The following is a 22,138-nucleotide window of genomic DNA, read 5'->3' as shown; positions in this document are numbered from 1 at the left end:
TTAATTTTCGGTTAATAACTTTTCCATATCCTTGACACATTGCTCGGCTTCCAAAGGCAATGTACCATTATAAATTCCTCGAATTCTTCCATCTCGATCTACTAAAATCATGTGCTCGGTATGCAGAAACTCTGTACTGTCTTTGGTATAGCCCAGTTCTTCTTCCGCAAAATAGGACTTCCTAGCTAGAGTATAAATAACTGACTTAGAACCTGTTAATAAATGCCAATTCGGTGCTACTATGTTCTTTTCATCAGCAAATTTCTTTAAAGTTGGTACATCATCTATCCACGGAGTAACTGAATAGGATAACATTTCCACTTCAGGATTGTTACTAAATTTTTTCGCGACAATCTTCATTTGAGAAATCATTTCAGGACAAATATTTCCGCAACGAGTAAAAATAAATTGTGCTAAATGGATTTTCCCTTTGACATTGTCTTGTGAAAAAGTTTTCCCATGTTGATCTTTTAAATAAAAATGATCAATATGATGCTTGATTCTGCCTTTTGCCTCTATTTTATCTAAAAAGTGGGGACTAAAATCCGGGCTATTATAATAAGGGATGCTTGAAACTTGATCTCCACTTTGACAAGCCGTGGCAATAGCCAAAAAGCTAATTGCTAAAGACCTTCTCAGAAATATTTCGACAGTTTTTAGTTCCCAAAAGCCCATAACGTCGGCCTTCCAAAACCAAGTAATTGGATCTAATTTTTCCATTATCGTAAAACATTTTTTGAGCTCCTTGCTCATGTCCTTTTTCATAATGCATTTCTTTGATTAATTGTCCTCCCTGATTCCATTCCCTACAAAGTCCTTGATATTCATCATTCTCAAATTCAAAAACCCGCATTCTCCTACCATTATCCCACCACGCTTCATAAGTCCCCGTTTTCTTCCCTTGATCATATGCTCGAATTTCATATAGATGACCCGAAGGATAATATTTTCTCCAAATTCCCTCTTCCAAGCCATTTTCATAATGTTCTATGCTAGCTGTATCATTGGAATTAGGAAAATTCCGAAATAATGTCCCTGAAAAAACCTCATCAGCCACAGTCATCCTTCCAGCTACCCAAGTGCCATTCACTTGCGCAGCATTGACTTGGGTTTCTTCTTTAGGTTGACAGTTTAAGAGGAAAATGGCTACGATACTACTGAGAAACAGTACCCGCACTTCCGTAAAATCCACTTCCATTGATATAAGGATCTGTACTGGTGATATGATAGTGATAAATACCATTGGGATATTCTGTCGTGCTATGAGAATGCCCATGATAGGCATCCAAAGACGCATTTTGTACTACTTGGCCGCCTTCTTCAGGCCCATAAACCGGAAATCCATCCAGCAAAAATCCTAGCAATGATGATTTACTTAGCTTTACTTGAGTTAAATATAAGGGTTCGACATGGTAATGATACGAGCCCGTTTGCTGTGGATGACCCCAATATTGATCAAAACCATTCACTTCATTCGTCAAAGGCTGACTAGGTCCTGCATATTGATTAAATAGGGGAACCCCATTTAGTGCCACTCCAATAGGACCTAGTGGTGTGGCTTTATGCGCAGCGTCAACTTGTGGATTTACAGGTATTTTAAAGGTAAATGATTGGGCAGAAATAGAATTGGGGTTTTTAGCAAAATTATTACCCCCAAATGTTTTGCCCGTGAATGCCTCATATTGTGCACTTGTGCTAGCAAAATAGGCACTTTTATGATCAGGAATACCCGTTGTTTTTATGGTAATATAAGTCCCATCATTCGTGATGGACGTAGCTCCATAAATTTTTGAATACACTTCAGGGACGGCTGCACTAGATGTAGGATTAATATTTTCAGATGCATTTTTACAGGAAACTCCTAAAGAAAATGCAGTAACTACAATCAGGAAATATCTCATAGCTGGTTTTATTTTTTGTAAAAGTATCAAGTTCAAATTGAATTAAACCTAGCTATTATCTTCCCATCTTGCTTGATGGTCGATTTTATCAGTTTATTGATAAAATTATTAACAAAATATGGGATACACACCCTTTGAGAATCAGGTTATTGATAATTGAAATAAGCGATAAAATAAAGTCAAAACTAAATCGTTTTCCCAACGCTGTCAAGGTTTGGAACCTTGACAGCGTTAGAATTTCGCTTGAACAGTCAGGTAAAAACTTCGACCATCCGATGGTAATATTCCTGGACCTGGATATCCTGTTGCCCGACGAGTGAAATACATGGAATTAGCCAAATTATTGATATTCCCTTCTAATTTGAATCGACTAAATTGATAAGAAACACCTGCATCCATGATGTTATAGGCAGGTATTAAACCCACTACTGCTGAGACTCCTCCTTCCCTTGCGTTCGTGGCTTCCGTAAACTGATCCGATAAATACGTATATTGAAAGGAGGCTTTCCATTTTTTATTACCTATCCTCAATCCTGTTTTCATATTGACATTAGGAACGAATTCCACTTGTTTTCCTACAATTCCTGCAATCTGACTCGCCTTATATTCGGATTGAATAAAGGCCAAATTGGCAAATATAACTGCACTGGATTCTTGCTCCTCAGGCAATGCCCATCGTAAAACATCCACTTCACCATAGGATTCAATCCCCATAATGACAGCCTGTCCAATATTACTTCTTCTTCTCAATACCCGATTACTAGCATCATAAAACTGTACTTCCCCAATCCTATTGTTATAGTTCAAATAAAAGGCACTAATATCAAAATTATAGATCGTAGTTTCATAAGTCCTCAGACCCAGATCCACCGAATATCCTTTTTCATCTTTCATGTCCGGATCAATAACGGATGAAGGATTGGCTATACGCATGTCACTAAATGTAATTGATCGATAGTTTTGAGAAACATTACTATACACTTCCAAATGAGCATTGGGTTTATAACTAAATCCAACTCCCCCCAACACAAAAGATCGCTCATTGGTACGAGACTCATTCGTTCTTGTAGCCGATATAATATTTCCTGCTAAATCAAATTGGATATTCCCATAAAATCCATCAGCACGAGTATGGATATACTCCCAGCGTAAACCGGGTGTGATGGAGAATTTATCACTTAGGTAAAAGATGTTTTCAAAAAATAAAGAAGTGTTATTATTGGGGAATTTATAATCATTGGCAATCCCTTCCTGGGTATTGATAAAATCAAAATCAGCTGATTTACCCTTACTGCCCAGTCCCTGGATGCTGTGATTAAAGCCATGATAAAAACGAGAACCAGCTAAAAAGACAATTAATTTATCCCCAATAAAATAGCGTTTCAAATACCTAGCTTCTGCACCCCAATTGGAAAAATCACCTGTGATTAAATCCCTCTCAGAATTATCGTCTACACTGGCTACTCGATTGGGTCTAAAACCAACCGATTTGCGGTAGGCAGAAAGACCAAACACTCGAAGATTTACTTCATTTTGTGCGTTGAATTTATGGTCTAGATGCACGGCCCATAAATTCCAATTTACCTTAAACCAATTTCTTTCACGGTTCGTTTGACGAGGATTCTCCGCAAACATCGCATCGGTCAATCCACCAGGCTGGTGTGCTAAATAATTCATGTGTGTAATATCAATACCTACACTTGTTTTGTCGGAAAATCGATAATCTACATCTGCATAAAAATTATAACTTTCAAAATCAGAATTTGACCTCCAACCATCAGCTCTTTTGTACTGGAAAAAAGTATAATATGATAGTTTATTTTGTGTGCCACTAAGACTAGTAAATGCATTATAAAAACCAAATGAGCCAACACTTTGCCTGGCAATCAACTCTAGTTTTTTATCCAAAATAGGTTTTTTCATCACAAAGTTGATCAAGCCCCCAAACTGTGTTCCATATTGCAAAGAGGCAGCACCTCGAACAATTTGAATTCTACCTACTGCTTCAATCGGCGGTGTATAATAGCTTTCAGGATAACCCAATGCATCGGCGCTAATATCATAACCATTTTGTCGCACGTTAAAATTGGAAGTACGGTTAGGATCTAGTCCCCTTCCTCCAATGCTCAATTGTAAACCTGCCCCATCATTTTCCCAAATATTCAATCCCGCTACTCGAGAAAAAACTTGTCGGGCATTGTTCGTGGCCAAATTTGCCACCAATTGTTCTGGCAAAATAACCTCTGTCTTTTTGCCTTCAAAAATACCCATACTCTCTACCGCTCGCATACGCGTAAATCCGAAATCCGTTTGCTTTTGTGTGACCACCACCTCATTCAACGTCACATTCAAGGAATCCAAATAAATATCCACGAAAATATCTTTATTCTGTAGGCTGATCGCTTGTTGAATCGATTGAAAATTGGGTGCTAATGTATGCAAGACAAAGGACCCTTTGGGTAGATTTTTCAATTGAAACTCTCCCTTTTCATTACTTTGAGTCATAGGATTTCCTTGATTGAGAAAAACCTGACATCCTGAAATAGGAATACCCGCTTTGCGAGCATGTATTTTACCTGAAATACTATATTGAGCCATAAGCCCAAATCCAACTAAACAAAATACGACTGTGTTAAAAACCTTTGATTGTATCATTGAAGGGTAATATCCATGTTTTATGTGTAAAAGAATCATGCTCATTGGCTAAATCGGTTTGGGGGTTTATCAGTGGTTTACCTAATCTTCCATTTAAAGCCACATAAGAATCCACATACACTTTTGGGGAACTGAAACCCTGATTGGCATAATAATCACGCAAATAATGGGCATATTGTAAAATCATATCGGGTTGAGTGCTCATCATTTTTTCCTGTAAAGTGCTCAGATGAAGATTATTATTGACCACTGCTTGCAGGCCATTTGTCCCCTTTACGGTAAACTGCGCATAACCCGCCTTTTCCATCAACATCACTCTCCAAGAGAAGCGATAGCCTTCTTCCGTCCAAAACAATTCCCCGGGATACGCTAGGTAGCGAAAAGGAAATAGGAGTTGAAATACAAAAAACATTGTAAATCCCCAATGAAGGAATGGAGGGGACTGATAAGTAGATTTAATGAGAAGCGTTTCCACAGGCAAACCTAAGATTGATACCAAACGATCTATTACTTTTTGATGAAATTCAGCTGAGAAAAAGATCAATGCTGCCACCATCATGATGTGAGGAAACATCCCGATGGGAAACAATAAAGCCGTAAGTACATGAAATACGATGACTGCCAAATATGCCCAAGCTCTCGACTTTCTATTCCAAAGTAAAAATGGAATACTCAGGTCATACAGACAACCAAACCAAGAAAAAAGGTAGGGAATCCAAGCATAATTGAATAAAAATCCAATGACAGGCATGTCGTTTCTGGCAGGTAACCAAATACTTAATGGCTGTGCATGAAAAAGCCAATCGCTATTTACCTTGGCCAAACCTGCATAAAAATAGAGAATGGCCATCATCAGTTTGATGGAATCGATGTTCCATTGCGGAATGAACTGAGCTCGGATTTGTTTATCTCGATAAGAATCTATTGAAAAATAGACCTGAGCAGGAAGAAACACCATCATGAAGCAAAGTAAACTAATGAAATAATAATGGTTTAAATAAGTACTCTTATCAATCAACTCAATGTAAGAAAAACTAAGAAATAAACTAATACTGGCCACACGATAAAAAAGCCCTAAAGCCACCAAAAATGCACTCAATGCACAAATAAAAAACAAAGCGTAGGTGTATTCTCCCCAAGGTTTAACCCATTCAAAGCCATAAAAAGTAAAAAAACACATGGGCTTCATGTATAAGGTTTCAATCCAGCCTTTGCTCCAAAAGCGAATCATACTAGCAAACAACATGAGCCCAAAACAAATCCTGAATACCGCCAATGGAGCAGCCGAATTCGTTTTTTGTAGGTACTGCTTAATCCCCATCATTATCAGTATAGGTAATGGTAATACTCATGGCGGAGGTCATATCCACTTTCAACATGCGAACCGTTTTCTGCATTTCGGTATAAGCCGCCACCATAGCTTGATTATTGCTTTTAACCTCTTCATACAAATTGGGGCGCAGTGGGTCTAATTTCACTTTCGTGGATTCAAATTGAGCATTAATAATTTCACTTAAATTTTTACCTGTGGAGCTGTCTTTAGCTTTCAATGCATCCAAATAGGTTTTAATGGATGGACCTTCTACACCTGTTTTCACGGCTTTTCCGTTAAAAAAATCCACATAAGCTTGGTGGGCGGTTTTAGCCAAGGCTAATGAAATATCTTTTTTATAAAATGCCTCCACTTTTTCTGGAGCAATAACTCCATTCAGCATCGCTCCCGAAGGAATTCCAAATTTACCCGATCGGATAAATCGCTCATAATGTAGGACAAAGCCATTGATCATTAAGGAGGTCGATGAGGAAATATCCAATCCAGTCTTGCTGATGTAAGTTTCACGATACGTGCTATTCCATTCACTGATAACTTTATCCAATAAAGTTGCCATTCTTCCTGTCAAGCGCCTGATATATGCTAATCGTTTAGCTCCTTCTGTTGGAGCGATATAATATGCTACTATTTCCTCATCCGTTTTAGCGAGGCCATTGATCATGAAATCCAAGGCAGGAAAACCTTGCTGAGCGTAGGAAACTGGTACTTCTAAATTTGAGGAAGGATCGTTTATATTCGCCAAAATCCCGCTTTCGTTGGCGGGATAAATATTGTAAAAATTACGAATGGTTTGCTTTTCTGCCGGACCAAAATCAAATAATTCCACTTTTTGCCATTCCATGTAGGCTTCTGCCCAAGCGGAACGAAATGCAACTAAATTATAGGTATTTGGCTGATTGATAAAAGCCTCCGATTTAGCCTGCATGGCATCAAATTTAATTTTAAAATTGGCATAAGCTGGAATAATGACTTGATCTGCCAAATGACTCAACATGGCCTTTCGGTCTTTTCCGTCTTCTTGTGGAGTTGGTTCTTCTGTACCTGTGCCATTACTTCCACAAGCCCAAATTAATCCAGTCAATACGATTAGTAAATACTTTTTCATGTAGCAAACCATGTTAATAAAGGCCCTGGACAACTAAGTATCCATGGCTATGTGATGTTAATTTATAATTTAAACTTGGTAGAAATGGCCTCAGAGGCGGCATTTATTTTATCATTGGTTAGGTCCCAAAAACCATTAGGCGAATTGATTAAGGCATTTAAAATATCATCTGAAAATTTGGCATCAACATTGTATGAAGCACAATAGCGTAAGGAATAAATAAAACCCAAACCTTCACCAATAGCATGTGCGCGCGCAGCATCAGTGGTACCCGACTTCCATTTGGCTAAATAGCCTACAGCGGCAGCAGCAATGGCCTTTTCAGATTCATTGCGAATGTAGGCCGCTTGCTTTTTCAATTCAGTCATATCATTGTTGACAATTGCCGCACGGCCTTTCAAAAATGCCAGGTGAAAATTAGCATAACTAGCCTTATTGTATTCCCAGATATAAGAACCTAAAAACGATTCTGATGTTCCACGAACGGTATTGGTAGAACCCGCTAAATAGATCGGGTTTAATGTTAATAAGGCATAGGCTTCATCCCAATGATGCTCAAGTGCAGTGTATTTTTTACCAGAAACCACCGTATAATTATTCGCTGCTAAACCCGTATTAAGCAAGACATTTCCAATATAATCCAACTGCAATGCACCAATTAAGGATTTTTGTATGATTTGAGCTGTCTCTATACCTTTGGCATCTACTAAATAAGTTCCAAGTTTTCCTGCCACACCTTTGGAGGCAGTATTCGCATATGAATTACTTACCGTAGCCATTTCACCCATTAAAGCATCCAATCGAGCACGAGCTGATTCAGCTTCAGTACTGGATTTAGAGGAGGCTGTGATATTTCTTAGTGCCAATCCAGATGTGTTTAACTCTGTTCCAACAATTTTTAAGCTAACAATATCAGTGAATGAATTAGCGCTATTGGCGTACATAGCTTTCATTAAATTGGCATCCAAAGCCTTATTATCTCGTACTGCAGCTCCCAAATAATAGTTCAATGCTTGGAACATTTTGTAATGCGTATTTCCAGATTTCAAATCAACGGTCGTATCTCCTTTGGCATCGATGAAATATTGTTTATAAGGAGTGGCGGTAGTTAAAAGACTATAATCTAATTTTGAACGAAGATTTGGGACTACTTCTGGACTCTTTTCACAAGAAGAAAAGCCGAGTAAAATGGCTAAAAGCCAGGCAAAATGCAGTTTCATGTTAATTTTAGGCATGTTATTTGTGTTAACTTTATGTAGACTAATTATAAATAATAAACAAAGCTATCTTCTATTTAGAGTAATTCCAAATAAGAAATGAGATTATTTAGAATTATTTTAAATAATAAATTCTATCTGACTGAAAATCAAGCAAATGATCGATGGGAATCTTTTTAACAGAGGAATGTAATTGAAAATCATTCATAAAATTTGGCTAATGGTATGTCCCAAATGGTGGCTAATTCGCAGCTTAACTAGGGCCAAAGGAAATCGGTGTTACCTAAATCCAGAATCATGGACAAAACTCGAGTGTATTTCGAATTGTAAAATAGAATTTAGACTTTACATAACATCAAGTAAGAAAACGTTACAAATACTTTCTTAAAAAAATTTAAAAAATAGAATTGACCTTTTTTTAGAAATATTCAATGGAGAAAAAAATATAGCATATATACACATGCGTTCAAAAGCCTTGTAAGTGGCTGATAAAAGCCAAGTTAGACAAACTTAGCTGTACACAAATTACATCATTAATAATATTATTTATTGCATTATTCTAATATTTAACCGCCAAATAAACCTTTCCAATGGATAAAGAGGCGATTTTTCTTGCCTAAAAACAGGTAAACTTTTCAATAAGTTGACTTATATTTAAAATTAATTCTGTCGACCAGTAATCATATTGTGTCGATTAACCATTTAATCATTCCTTGTATGAAAACAAAATTTATTAGCAGTAATGCGGTTTTGCTTTTGGCATTTTTGTTGTCGATGTCATGGATTTCCATGGGTCAAGGCAAAGTGTCCACAGTAACTGGTACGGTTACTGATGAAAAAGGCGAGCCGCTCATCGGTGTCAACATCATCCTCAAAGAAACAAGTAAAGGAACTACGACCAATGTTGATGGTAAGTATTCCATTAATGTTACCAATGCTCAAAGTAAATTGCTCTTTTCTTTTGTGAGTTACGAACCTAAAGAAGTAACTGTAGGAAATCAGAGTGTCATTCATGTTAGCTTAAAACCTGATGCTAAAAGTCTATCTGAAGTAGTGGTGGTAGGTTATGGTGTTCAGAAAAAGGCGACTGTTTCTGGTTCTGTGGTTTCTGTTAAAGGAAATGAATTACAGAAATCACCTAGCGTTAACTTAAGTAATTCATTGGCTGGTAGAATGGCCGGTGTGGTTGCTGTAAACCGTAGTGGTGAGCCTGGTTATGATGGTTCTTCCATCCGTATCCGTGGTGCAAATACTTTGAACAACAGTGATGCCTTAATCGTAATTGACGGTATTCCAAACAGAGCGGGTGGTTTAGACCGTATTAACCCAGCTGATATTGAGTCAGTTTCTGTCTTGAAAGATGCCTCAGCTGCCATTTATGGTGCACGTGCTGCCAATGGTGTTATTTTGATTACGACGAAAAAAGGCAAATCGGGTAAGCCAGAATTATCTTATTCATTCAATCAAGGCTTTGCTCAGCCAACAGTTGTCCCTGCTTTAGCCAATGCCGCACAATATGCAGGTATGTTAAATGACTTGGATATTTACCAATTGCCCGTAAGTCAGTGGGCAGATGCTACTAAAGCGTACAAAGAAACTGGCGTTTACAATGGCCGTAAAGCTCCTTATTCCCCTACCGACATGAAGTTGTACAACGACGGTTCAGATCCGTGGTTACATCCTAACACAGATTGGTATGGTGCTACTTTAAAAAACTGGTCTCCACAATCACGTCACAATGTACAAATGAGTGGTGGTAGTGAGAACATCAAATATTTGGCTTCTTTGGGATACCAAAACCAAGATGCATTCTACAAAAATTCAGCTACCGGATATCAGCAATATGATATTCGCTTGAATTTAGATGCTAAAATCAATGAAAATGTCAACTTATCGGTGGGTATTGTGGGACGTGAAGAAAACCGCCGTTTCCCAACCAAACCGGCAAGTGCTATTTTCCGTATGCAAATGCGTGGAAAACCAAACCAGCCCGCTTTCTGGCCAGATGGTCGTCCAGGTCCAGATATTGAAAATGGTGAAAACCCAGTGGTTATTACAACAAACCAAACAGGTTATGACCGTGATAAGCAAAGTTATTTCCAAACCAATGGTCAATTGGACATCAAAATTCCATTCATCAAAGGTTTGAAATTTACAGGTACAGCGGCGATCGACAAGCGTTTCAGAGATACCAAACGCTGGGAGACTCCTTGGACATTATATGAAAAAGGTACAGGCTTCGAGGCAGATGGTAAAACTCCTATCTTGGTACCTAGTAAGCGTGGACCAGCAGAACCTCGTTTGACATTAGGAAATGAAACTCAGTTAAACGTTTTATTGGGAGGTATTTTCACTTATGAAAGAAAATTCGATGACCATGGTTTAACTGTTTTAGCAGGTACTAACCGTGAAACGATCGATGGAGACAACTTCAACGCGTATCGTCGTTTCTTTATCTCTACTGCTTTGGATCAAATGTTCGCTGGTGGTGACTTAGAGAAAAACAATGGTGGTGGTGCATATGAAAGAGCTCGTTTAAACTATTTCGGCCGTGTGGCTTATAACTACAAAGAGAAATACTTAGCTGAATTCTTATGGCGTTATGATGGTTCGGATATTTTCCCTCCAGAGACTCGTTATGGTTTCTTCCCTGGCGTAATGGCGGGTTGGGTGATGTCTGAAGAGAATTTCATCAAAAACGAATTGCCTGTGATCAACTTCTTGAAGTTAAGAGGTTCATGGGGACAAATGGGTAATGACCAAATCGCTACTTACCAATATTTGTCTACGTATGGATTTAGATCTTACATCATCGGTAATGTAGAAACTAAGACTTTGTTCGAAACGAAAATCCCGAATAATAACATTAAGTGGGAAGTGGCTACAAACTCGGATATCGGTTTAGAAGGAGCTTTATTCAACAATAAATTGACTTTTGAATTAGATTATTTCTACAACAAAAGAACTGATATCCTTTGGGTAAAAAATGCTTCTGTGCCGCAATCGACCGGTTTAACTCTTCCAGCGCAAAACATTGGAGAGGTTTCCAACCAAGGATTTGACTTTACATTGGGATACCGTGACCAAATTGGTGACTTAAACTTCAATGTAGGTATAAATGGAGGTTATGCTAAGAACAAAATCTTATTCTGGGACGAAGCTCCAGGAGCACCTGAGTGGCAAAGAACAACAGGTAAGCCGATGTATACTTATCAGGCATACTTGTATGATGGCGTATTTAAAGATCAAGCGGAAATTGATGCCAACACCATCAATTATAAGGCTATCGTAAATACCTTACGTCCGGGTGACATGAAGTACAAAGATTTCAACGGTGATGGAAAAATCACCCCAGATGATCAAGTACGTAATGACTTCACTCAATTGCCTTTATTCCAAGGGGGTTTCAACTTGGGCGCTCAATACAAAGGATTTGATTTAACGATCTTGTTCCAAGGAGCAGCCGGTGCACAACAATATGTAAGTGCTGGTGAATCAGGAAACATTGGTAACTTCCTATCGGATATTTACCGAAATCGTTGGACTGTAGAAAATCCAAGCAGCGAGCACCCTCGTATTGCTAACCGTAGTGACCAATACTATTCAAATAACAATACATATTGGTTGCGTAGTACTGACTACATTCGTTTGAAAAACTTAGAAATTGGATACAACATTCCAGCTTCTGCCTTGGCTAAAATAGGTTTGAAAAACTGCCGTGTGTACACGAATGGTTTGAACTTATTGACGTTTGACAAATTGAAAGTATACGATCCAGAATCATCCAATGCTACTGGACAGTATTACCCACAGTCAAGAATCATAAACGTAGGTTTAACAGCTACTTTTTAACTCATAAACTATCGTATTCATTATGAAAAAAAGAAACATAATCATTGCACTAGCATTTTTTAGTACCGTATTAACCAGCTGCAATGACGATTTTGTTAATACAAAGCCGCTGGACCAACTATCAGAATCGGTTGTTTGGACTGACCCTAACTTGGCCGAAGCATTCGTAACAGAATTGTACGGAGGTCTAGGAAACGGTGGATTTGACGAGCAAATGCTTGCTTCTCTTACGGATGAAGCATCCTTTACTCACCCGGGACGTGGTATTACAACCATCACGGAATCGCGCTCTAACCCGGCTGATATTGGTTGGGTGAATGGTACACTTAGCTGGCAAAATATGTACACACGTATTCGTGCATGTAATTTGGCCTTAGCGAACTTGAAAAAAGCAACTACCTTCCCAACGGCCCTAGTGGAGCGTTTGACGGGAGAAGCTAAATTCATGCGTGCCTATTTCTATCACCAATTAGTTCGCTATTATGGTGGTGTGCCGATTATAGATAAGGCTTATGCTCTAACGGATACTGACTTCCTAACTCAAAGAAATACGATGGAAGAATGTATCAACTTTATTGTGAAAGATTGCGATGAAGCAGCTGCTTTATTGAATGGTAAATCTTTAGCAGCAGGTAGAGGAAGTAGAGCCGCTTGTTTAGCCATAAAATCACGTATCCTTTTATATGGAGCTAGTGATTTATACGATGCAGCTACAGCGAAATCTAAATCGACAGCGATGGCTGCTTTTGCTACGCCAGCGATCTTAGCTTATACTTCTGGCGACCGTGCGGCTCGTTGGACGAAAGCCAAAGATGCTGCTAAAGCGGTATTGGATTTACCTGGATTTGGAAATGCATTAAACCTATCTGCACCAGCAGAAAAAAATGATGCTGTAACGAACTATCAAAATAACTCCTTAGCAAAAAATGGTGGTGAAAAAGAATTAATCTTTGCTCGCTATTTTATCAATGCCAAACAAGAAAACGGTGGTCGTATCGGTTTATTTAATGGTCCAAATGGATACCACAACTGGGCTGGAAATGCCCCAATCCAAAACTTAGTGGATGATTACGAAATGATGGATGGTTCTAAGTTTTCATGGTCTAACCCAGGCCATGCAGCTAGTCCATATGACAATCGTGATCCACGTTTCTATGCGTCTTTATTGTATGATGGTGCTAACTGGAAACCTAGAACGGCTGACGTAGCTTCAAAAGATCCAATGAACCAAATTCAAACGGGTCAATATGAGCTTTCTTCTGGTTCTGGAAAAGTTTCTTATTTTGGTTTAGATACTCGTAAGAGTACCGTGGAAGACTGGAATGGTAGCTACACGGGATATTATTTCCGTAAGTTCACCGATCCAAATCCATCCATTATAGATCAAAATACTTGGCAACAAATTCCTTGGCCTTTCTTCCGCTATACAGAAGCCATCCTAAATTATGTTGAGGCTTGTATCGAATTAGGACAAGATGCTGAAGCGCGTACTTGGTTAAACAAAATACGTTTCCGTTCGGGTATGCCAGCAGTAACAGAAAGTGGCAATGCCTTGCGCGAGCGTTATCGTAACGAGCGTCGTGTGGAATTAGCTTTCGAAGAACATCGTTACCATGATGCACGCCGTTGGATGATTGCTACTAACACCTTAGGTGCCAAAGTGAAAATCATTAACATATTTGGTTCTTTGAAGCCAGGCAAATCCGTGACACTTTATAAGTATGATCCAAGTAGTTTCGATTATTCATACAAAGTAGTGGATATGGATCCAGGTAAAGAGAACAGAACATGGTTAGACAAGATGTACTTCTTGCCAATCCACCGTGATGAAATGAACCGCAATAATAAGTTGGTTCAAAATCCTGGATATTAATCTAGTATATTTGTAAGGAAATGGTAAAGTAGAAATGCTTTACCATTTCCTTTTTTCATTATTTAGCCATAGTCACGTGAAAAATTATTTTGCTCTCCTACTCATCATCATTAGCTTTTCTTGCCAAAAGGCAAAAACTGAATTAGAGAGCAATCCTGAACCTCAACTTTTCCAATTGCTGAGTCCCGAGCAAAGTCATGTCAATTTTGAAAATAAAATTGAGGAAGGCTTAAATACCAATGTCCTGATGTATGAATATTTCTACAATGGCGGTGGAGTTGCCACGGGAGATTTGAATGGAGATGGAAAGCAAGACATGTATTTTTCCAGTAATATGGAAAACAACCATTTTTACTTGAACCAAGGTGATTTAGTTTTTAAAGAAGTCGCCGAAATAGCGGGAGTAACAGGCAGACCGGGGCCATGGAAAACAGGTGTTTCCTTGGTGGACATCAATGGCGATCATAAATTAGATATTTACTTATGCTACTCTGGAAATTTACCTCCCGATAAAAAACGCAATCAATTATTCATCAATCAAGGAAATGACGCCTCCGGTGTCCCATTGTTTAAAGATGATGCAGCCGCATACGGACTAGATAGCCCTGCCAATAGCACGCAGGCCGTTTTCTTCGATTATGATAAAGACCAAGATCTAGATATGATTTTGGTAAATCACAATCCTAAATCACTACCCATATTAGATGAAGCGAGTACAGCAAATTTGCTTCAACAAGAAGACCCTAACAGCGGCTTACGCTTCTTTCAACAAAAACAAAAAGGTCATTTCGAAGATGTGACCAACTCCCTAGGGATTAGCAGTTCTTCCCTTTCCTACGGTTTAGCCGTTGGAATCTCCGATATGAATGCCGATGGTTGGTTGGATTTCTATGTATCCAACGACTATACCATTCCAGATTATTTATACATCAACCAACAAGGCAAAAAGTTCAAAAACGTCATTCAGAAAAGCATGGGACATACTTCTCATTTTTCTATGGGAAATGACATTGCCGATATTAACAATGATGGCTTAGCCGACATATTCACCTTGGATATGTTGCCAGAAGATAATTTGCGACAAAAAAATTTGATGGCTCCAGATAACTACGAGAAATTCAATTTCAATTTGGCGGTGGGCTTTGGTCATCAATACATGAGAAATATGTTGCAAGTCAACCAAGGTATTGACCCAACAACTCAAGAACCTAGGTTTCATGAATTGGGACAATTAGCTGGAATTTCCAATACCGATTGGAGCTGGAGTGCGCTCTTTGCGGATTATGATAATGATGGCTGGAAAGACTTATACATCACCAATGGGTATTTAAGGGACTATACCAATTTGGATTTCCTTAAATACATGGGGGATTATGTTCAAAACAACCAAGCATCGATTCAAAGGCAAAACGTGTTGGAACTAGTGCAAAAAATGCCTGCCTCCAACATCAGTAATTACATGTTCAAGAACCAGCAAAATGGCACCTTTAATTCGGTGACTAAAGCCTGGGGAATGGAAAGCACCTCCAATAGTAATGGAGCGGCTTATGCTGATTTGGATGGAGATGGCGATTTGGAACTGATTGTAAATAACATCAATAAACCAGCCTACATTTTTGAGAATAAAAGCAACGAACTTAAAAAAGAAAATAAAAACCTTCAAATTGAACTCCAAGGTGAAGGACTGAATACCCTCGGTTTAGGGGCTAAAATCTGGGTATACCAAGGGGTAAAAAACCAATATTTCGAACAAAACCTGTACCGAGGATATCAGTCCAGTGTTTCTCCAGTATTACATGTAGGTTTAGGACATAAAGCGTCCATTGATTCCTTGGTCATTACATGGAATTCGGGGAAATCTCAAGTGGTAAAAAAGGTGACTACTTCCAAAATTACCTTAAAAGAATCAGAGGCGAAGCTTATTTTCTTCAAAGCCAAAAATTCAGGAAATCCGCTATTTGTTTCAGTGAAAACTTTGCAATCCTTTGAAAAATCACAGGAAGAATTCAATGATTTTAAACGCCAAACTCAAATCACGCTTCCTTTATCTGATGTGGGACCCTGCCTAAGTACAGGTGATGTCAATGGAGATAAATTGGTAGATTTATTTGTCGGAAATCAAGCTGGCAAAGGTGCCTCTTTATATTTGCAGCAAAGCTCTGGAGAATTGAAACGAATGCCTTTGGCGATGAGTCAAGACATAGGTTTTGAAGATAGCGATGCCCAGTTTTTTGATGCAGATGGCGATGGAGATGTCGACTTATGGGTCGTCAGTGGTGGCTATGGATTGATGGAAGCGAATGATGCTAAACTTGCTGATCGATTATACATCAATGATGGAAAGGGAAATTTCAAAAAATCTACAATTCCTTTACCGAGTCAAGGAGTTAGTAAATCTTGTATTCAAATCATTGATATCAATCAAGATCAGTTGCCCGATGTATTCGTAGGTGGACGGGTGATTCCCGGTAAATATCCGGAATGTCCTGCCTCCTCTATTCTACTCAATCAAGGTGCGGGTAAATTCAAAGATGTCAGCGCACAATTCCCTGCCATACAACGCGCAGGCATGGTCACAGATGCGGCTTGGGATGATTTAAATCAAGATGGCAAAAAAGAGCTGGTGTTGGTTGGAGAATTCATGCCCATCAAGGTTTTTACGTTGAATAATAAGGTCTTTGAAGAAAGCACATCCACATTCTTTGAAAACTCCCCACAAGGATTATGGAATACCATTCGAATCGAGGATTTGAATCGGGATGGGAAGAAAGAAATTTTGGTAGGTAATTTAGGCCTAAACAGTCAATGGAAAGCTTCCCTTGAGCAGCCTATGGAATTGCATTTCAAGGATTATGACCAAAATGGCTCCATTGACCCGATTTTGTTTACTTATGTCAAAGGTGAATCTGTTCCTTTCATGACACGCGATGAATTATTGGACCAAATGAGTATCATGCGTACTCGATTTACGGATTATCAAAGTTTTGCTGAAGCTAAATTGTCGGATATTATCACAGAAGAGGAGCAAAAAGGAGAACAAGTTTGGAAAGCGACTGAATTAAAAACTTCGCTTTTCCAATTGAATTCCAAGGGTCAATATGAATCAATTGAATTACCTAGGGAAGTTCAAGCCTCCCCCATTTCAGCCATTGCTATACTGAATATAGATGGACAAAAAGATGCGGATATTGTATTAGCGGGCAATATGCACCATGCTAAATTACGGATTGGTAAAATGGATGCTAATGCTGGTTTACTTTTGCGCTCAAAAGGAAATTTAAGGTACGAGGCGCTTTCACCTCAAAAAACAGGACTTTGGTTACAAGGCGATGTTAGGTCGATTCAAGTCATCGGGAATCAATTGTTCATAGGAATTAACCAGCGAGGCATATTCCAATATAAAGCAACAAAACGATGAAAAAAATCATCCTTTTTCTAACTTTTATGGCTTGTTGGGCTTGTCAATCCGAGTCTAAGAAAATCCAATTTTCAGGGGTCGAAATCGACAAAGTAATCCAAGAAATGACAGAGATGATGATACATGATGTCAGTAATCCACCTTTGGCGATGCGCTTTTTCTCCTATGCCTGTTTAGCAGGCTATCAGGTCATGACGGAAGCGGATTCTAGCTTGAATGCATTTCAATATAAATTCAATGGCTATCCTACATTCACAAAAGATAAGCCCAAGGAGGCTCCCGAATTTACGGCTATGTTGGCCATGATGGAAGTGGCACAAAAAATGCAACCTTCCGGAAATAGGATGAAAGAATTTGAAGCGCGTTACATCGACTCTTGTCGAAAAATTGGTTTATCGGATCAAGTCATTGAAACTTCTACCCAAAAAGCGCAAGCCGTGGCAAAAGGAATTTTAGCCTATGCTAAAGCAGATGGCTACAATAAGCTTAGTAATTTCCCGAAGTATACTCCCAAGAAAACAGCAGGTTCATGGTACAGCACGCCTCCTGGATATTTTCCCGCGGTAGAACCTTATTTTTATCGCATTCGTAGTTTTAGTTTAGACACCAATAAGATTGAGGAAATTCCAGCTCCAGCTCCCTATTCCGAATCAAACTCCTCTACTTTTTATGCCTTAAGTAAAGCAGTTTATAAGGCAAACAAATCCGAAGAAAATTTAAAGATTGCCGCATTTTGGGATTGTAATCCCTTTGCCCTGAACGACCAAGGCCATTTATTGATAGGCATGAAAAAAATATCTCCCGGCGCCCATTGGATGGGAATTGCAGGGATAGCGAGTGCTAAAAAACAAGTAAAATTTGGGGAAAGTTTAGCCATTAGAACGGCATTAGCGACTAGTTTAATGGATGCATTTTGGTTATGTTGGCGAGAGAAATACCACAGTCACCGTATTCGTCCTGAAACAGCCATTCGGAAATTAATAGACCCCACATGGAAACCCTTTTTGCAAACGCCCCCATTTCCTGAATATCCCAGTGGACATTCCACCGTTTCAACCACTGCCGCCATCGTGTTAACACATTTTTTTGGTTCTAATTTTGCCTACACAGATACGGTCGAAAAGCGCTATGGTATAGATGATCGTTCTTTTACTTCTTTTGAATCAGCCGCCGAAGAAGCGAGTATTTCCCGTTTTTACGGCGGTATTCATTACATGGATGGCATAGAAGCTGGACAAACACAAGGCCGAATTTTAGGCAAACATTTTTTAACCTTAATGCAACATGAAAATTAAATTATTGCTGTTCCTAAGCATCTTCGCATTCCAATTACAAGCCCAAAATGCTTCCAAGGAAGCTTGGGAATCCATGTTTAATGGCAAGGATCTAAACAATTGGACTCCAAAAATCCGTAATTCTCCGGCGGGTGTCAATTATGGCAACACCTTTCGGGTGGAGGATGGAAAATTAGTAGTTCGCTATGATTCTGCGGCCTATCCCAATTTTGATGAGCGATTTGGTCACCTTTTTTACAAGAAAAAATTTGGCTATTACCGAATCCGTTTGAACTATCGCTTTGTAGGAGAACAGGCCATTAAAGGACCTGGTTGGGCTACAAGAAACAGTGGTATCATGGTGCATGGACAAACTGCCGAAAGCATGGGCTTGAAGCAAGATTTTCCCGTGTCTATTGAGGTTCAATTATTGGGAGGAAATGGAAAGGATAAAAGAACCACCTGTAATTTATGTACACCGGGAACCCATGTAGAAATGAATGGGAAGCTATTTACGCCACATTGCATCAACTCCCAATCAGATACCTTTCATGGCGATCAATGGGTACAGGCCGAGGTGCTCGTTTTAGGGGATTCGTTGATTCGTCATTATTCCAATGGAAAAGAAGTTTTAGCTTATCAAAGACCTCAAGTAGGTGGTGGAAATGTCAGTGGGCAAGATGTTATTTTTGGCAAATCGGGCGAACTTATTAAAGAAGGTAGTATTTCCTTACAAAGCGAAAGCCATCCGGTGGAATTCAAAAACATTGAAATTTTAAATTTGGAAGGTTGTATGAATCCAGATGCCTTGAATTACAAAACCTATTTTGTTAAATCAAAACCAGAAGATTGTCTTTTCAAGACGAAAAAGAAAAAATAAGTCCATCATTTTGACCTTTAAATAAGAAAATAGTCCAGCATATGGTATCATTTTAAGGAAAAATGAAGATATTGAAAAACCATTAGCATTTGCTCTAAGCCATTTAGCGAACATATAAAAAAAATACTATTATTGGAATTCCCAATCGGTCATTTAATACCGGTAAATTTGGTAAAATAAACGAAATTTGGGTAATTTGGCTGTTTGAAAATTTACCTTCCAATAGTCTATTGTAGAATAATTCAATTATAAATTTTATATCGCATGTGTGGAATCGTAGCTTATATAGGTCATCAAGAAGCCTATCCTATCATATTAAAAGGATTAAAAAGATTAGAATACAGGGGCTACGATAGTTCGGGAATTGCCTTATACGGTAAACAAATTGAATCCTACAAAAAGAAGGGAAGAGTCAGTGAATTAGAGACTTGGGATGCCCCTATTTTACACGAAGCACATGCCGGAATCGGTCATACACGCTGGGCTACGCACGGTGAGCCAACCGATGCCAATGCCCATCCACACCAATCCAATAGTGGTAGAATCACCTTGGTACATAATGGAATCATTGAAAACTATGCCTCATTAAAGGCTGAATTAATCCAAAAAGGATATACGTTCCAAAGTGAAACTGACACAGAAGTATTGGTCAATTTCATTGAGGACATCCAAATCAACAACAATTCTAGTTTAGAAGAGGCCATGCGCATCGCCTTAAAAAGGGTCGTTGGAGCTTACGTGATCATTGTATTGGAAGATGGATTTCCAGATAGATTAATTGCTGCCAGAAAAGGTAGTCCCTTGGTGATTGGTGTAGGGGAAGGAGAGCACTTTTTAGCATCGGACGCCTCCCCCATCATTGAATATACCAAGCGCGTAATTTATGTCAATGATTATGAGTTGGCCATCATATCCAAAGATGATATCATCTTAAAAAATCTAGGAAATGAGCCGGTAACACCCTATATCCAACAATTGGATATGGAGTTGGCTCAAATAGAAAAAGGTGGTTTTGATCATTTCATGTTGAAAGAAATCTTTGATCAGCCAGCAAGTTTAACGGATTGTTTACGTGGTCGACTGGATGTTGCTACTTTAAGTTTAACCTTAGCTGGAGTAGACCAACATTTGTCGGTTTTCACCCAAGCCAAACGCATCATCATTGTGGCCTGCGGAACCAGTTGGCATGCTGGACTCATTGCCGAATACATGATTGAAACGATTTGTCGGATTCCTGTGGAGGTAGAATATGCTTCTGAGTTCCGATACCGTAATCCCATCATTCATTCAGGGGATGTGATTATAGCGATATCTCAAAGTGGTGAAACGGCCGATACTTTGGTGGCGATAGAACGTGCCAAAGAGCAGGGAGCCTTTATTTTTGGGGTAGTCAATGCGGTGGGGTCTTCCATAGCCCGACTGTCGCATGCAGGAGCCTATACGCATGCAGGTCCCGAGATTGGCGTAGCTAGTACCAAAGCATTTACGGCCCAATTAGCCGTATTGGCCATGATGGCCTTGAAAATTGGTAAAGCCAAGCAAACATTAACGGATGCAGATTATAAGCATTATTTAGTGGAATTATCTCAAATTCCGGAGAAAGTGCAAGTGATTTTATCTTCCCATGAATTAATTAAGGAAGTCGCACAGGTTTATGCCGAAGCAAACAACTTCTTGTTTTTAGGAAGAGGCTATAATTTCCCAGTGGCCTTGGAGGCCGCCTTAAAACTGAAAGAGGTGAGTTATATTCCCTGCTCTGGATATCCGTCGGGAGAGGTAAAACATGGCCCTATTGCCTTGGTGGACGAGACTTTACCTACTTTATTCATAGCTACTAAAGACAAATATTACGATAAGATTGTCAGCAACATTCAGGAAATCAAAGCCCGAAAAGGCAAAGTGATAGCAATCATCAATCCGGACGACACTGCCATTCGAGGCGTATCTGACCATGTGATGGAAGTCCCTGAAACCGATGAATTATTAGCTCCTTTATTAACGGTGATACCTACGCAATTAATGTCGTACTACATCGGCGTTTTACGTGGATTGGATGTCGACAAGCCGAGGAATTTGGCTAAGAGTGTGACGGTGGAGTAGCGTGTATAACGTTGTTGTTGGCTTCGAGAACCTCAGCCAAATCGAGAACCTCAGCCAAATCGAGAGCCTCAGCCAGCTTCGAGTGTTCCCACTAACTTCTAGAGCCTCAGCCAACGCTGTCAAGGTTTAAAACCTTGCCAGCGTTAGGCGCAAACCTAACATTTTTCGACCAAAAACAAGGGCAAATCTTACAGATTATCAGTAGATCGATATTCCTCCCCCTTTTGTAGATGCATGGAATCTAGCCGCTTTTCGATATGTTCCGAAGGGTCATGTCGAATGACATATAATAGGGATTTGCAATCCCATGTTAAAATATAATTTGGCTTCGAGAGCCTCAGCCAACGCTGTCAAGGTTTAAAACCTTGACAGCGTTAGGCGCAAACCTAACATTTTTCGGGCAAAAACAAGGGCAAATCTTACAGATTATCAGTAGATCGATATTCCTCCCCCTTTTGTAGATGCATGGAATCTAGCCGCTTTTCGATATGTTCCGAAGGGTCATGTCGAATGACATATAATAGGGATTT

At 39.2% G+C, this 22,138-nt stretch carries 13 protein-coding genes; 6 read left to right on the top strand and 7 right to left on the bottom strand.

Annotated features, from left to right (window positions below; translation table 11 throughout):
• The 7 genes from U0R11_RS03260 to U0R11_RS03230 form a co-directional block, all read right to left on the bottom strand.
• Positions 1 to 612 (bottom strand): SCO family protein, encoded by a 612-nt coding sequence (locus U0R11_RS03260; protein WP_406749783.1) that lies wholly within the window; start codon positions 610 to 612, stop codon positions 1 to 3.
• A gap of 4 nt (positions 613 to 616) precedes the next feature.
• Positions 617 to 1,198 (bottom strand): toxin-antitoxin system YwqK family antitoxin, encoded by a 582-nt coding sequence (locus U0R11_RS03255; RefSeq protein ID WP_406749782.1) that lies wholly within the window; start codon positions 1,196 to 1,198, stop codon positions 617 to 619.
• Entirely contained in the window at positions 1,155 to 1,901 is a 747-nt protein-coding gene (locus U0R11_RS03250; RefSeq protein WP_406749781.1) for a YHYH protein, read from the bottom strand. The genes U0R11_RS03255 and U0R11_RS03250 overlap by 44 nt, the downstream gene beginning before the upstream one ends.
• A 231-nt stretch (positions 1,902 to 2,132) precedes the next feature.
• Positions 2,133 to 4,556, bottom strand: coding sequence for a TonB-dependent receptor domain-containing protein (locus tag U0R11_RS03245; protein WP_406749780.1), 2,424 nt, complete (start codon positions 4,554 to 4,556; stop codon positions 2,133 to 2,135).
• Complete coding sequence (locus U0R11_RS03240; protein ID WP_406749779.1) at positions 4,534 to 5,880, bottom strand: HTTM domain-containing protein; 1,347 nt, start codon at positions 5,878 to 5,880, stop codon at positions 4,534 to 4,536. Before U0R11_RS03240 ends, U0R11_RS03245 begins: the two co-directional genes overlap by 23 nt.
• Positions 5,867 to 6,994, bottom strand: coding sequence for an imelysin family protein (locus U0R11_RS03235; protein ID WP_406749778.1), 1,128 nt, complete (start codon positions 6,992 to 6,994; stop codon positions 5,867 to 5,869). Before U0R11_RS03235 ends, U0R11_RS03240 begins: the two co-directional genes overlap by 14 nt.
• A 62-nt stretch (positions 6,995 to 7,056) precedes the next feature.
• Positions 7,057 to 8,229, bottom strand: a complete 1,173-nt coding sequence (locus tag U0R11_RS03230) for a DUF4856 domain-containing protein (RefSeq protein ID WP_406749777.1) — start codon at positions 8,227 to 8,229, stop codon at positions 7,057 to 7,059.
• A 699-nt stretch (positions 8,230 to 8,928) separates the two neighbouring features.
• On the opposite strand from U0R11_RS03230, the gene U0R11_RS03225 reads away from it, so the two are divergent.
• The 6 genes from U0R11_RS03225 to glmS all read left to right on the top strand — a co-directional run bounded on the left by U0R11_RS03225 (position 8,929) and on the right by glmS (position 21,608).
• Complete coding sequence (locus tag U0R11_RS03225; protein WP_406749776.1) at positions 8,929 to 12,063, top strand: SusC/RagA family TonB-linked outer membrane protein; 3,135 nt, start codon at positions 8,929 to 8,931, stop codon at positions 12,061 to 12,063.
• A 22-nt stretch (positions 12,064 to 12,085) separates the two neighbouring features.
• Complete coding sequence (locus U0R11_RS03220) at positions 12,086 to 13,936, top strand: RagB/SusD family nutrient uptake outer membrane protein (protein WP_406749775.1); 1,851 nt, start codon at positions 12,086 to 12,088, stop codon at positions 13,934 to 13,936.
• Positions 13,937 to 14,012: 76 nt separating this feature from the next.
• Entirely contained in the window at positions 14,013 to 17,354 is a 3,342-nt protein-coding gene (locus tag U0R11_RS03215) for a VCBS repeat-containing protein (RefSeq protein WP_406749774.1), read from the top strand.
• A complete protein-coding gene (locus U0R11_RS03210) occupies positions 17,351 to 18,649 on the top strand; it encodes a vanadium-dependent haloperoxidase (RefSeq protein ID WP_406749773.1) in 1,299 nt (432 codons plus the stop codon). Before U0R11_RS03215 ends, U0R11_RS03210 begins: the two co-directional genes overlap by 4 nt.
• On the top strand, positions 18,639 to 19,508 hold the full coding sequence (locus U0R11_RS03205; protein WP_406749772.1) for a 3-keto-disaccharide hydrolase: 870 nt from the start codon (positions 18,639 to 18,641) through the stop codon (positions 19,506 to 19,508). Before U0R11_RS03210 ends, U0R11_RS03205 begins: the two co-directional genes overlap by 11 nt.
• Positions 19,509 to 19,772: 264 nt before the next feature.
• Complete coding sequence (glmS, locus tag U0R11_RS03200; RefSeq protein WP_406749771.1) at positions 19,773 to 21,608, top strand: glutamine--fructose-6-phosphate transaminase (isomerizing); 1,836 nt, start codon at positions 19,773 to 19,775, stop codon at positions 21,606 to 21,608.
• The last annotated feature ends 530 nt before the right edge of the window (positions 21,609 to 22,138 follow it).

The sequence above is a fragment of the Aquirufa salirivi genome (assembly GCF_045310485.1).
In the GTDB taxonomy this organism is placed as follows: domain Bacteria; phylum Bacteroidota; class Bacteroidia; order Cytophagales; family Spirosomataceae; genus Aquirufa; species Aquirufa salirivi.
Note: the sequence above shows the minus strand (reverse complement) of the source record. Positions and strands in the feature narration are given on the sequence as shown.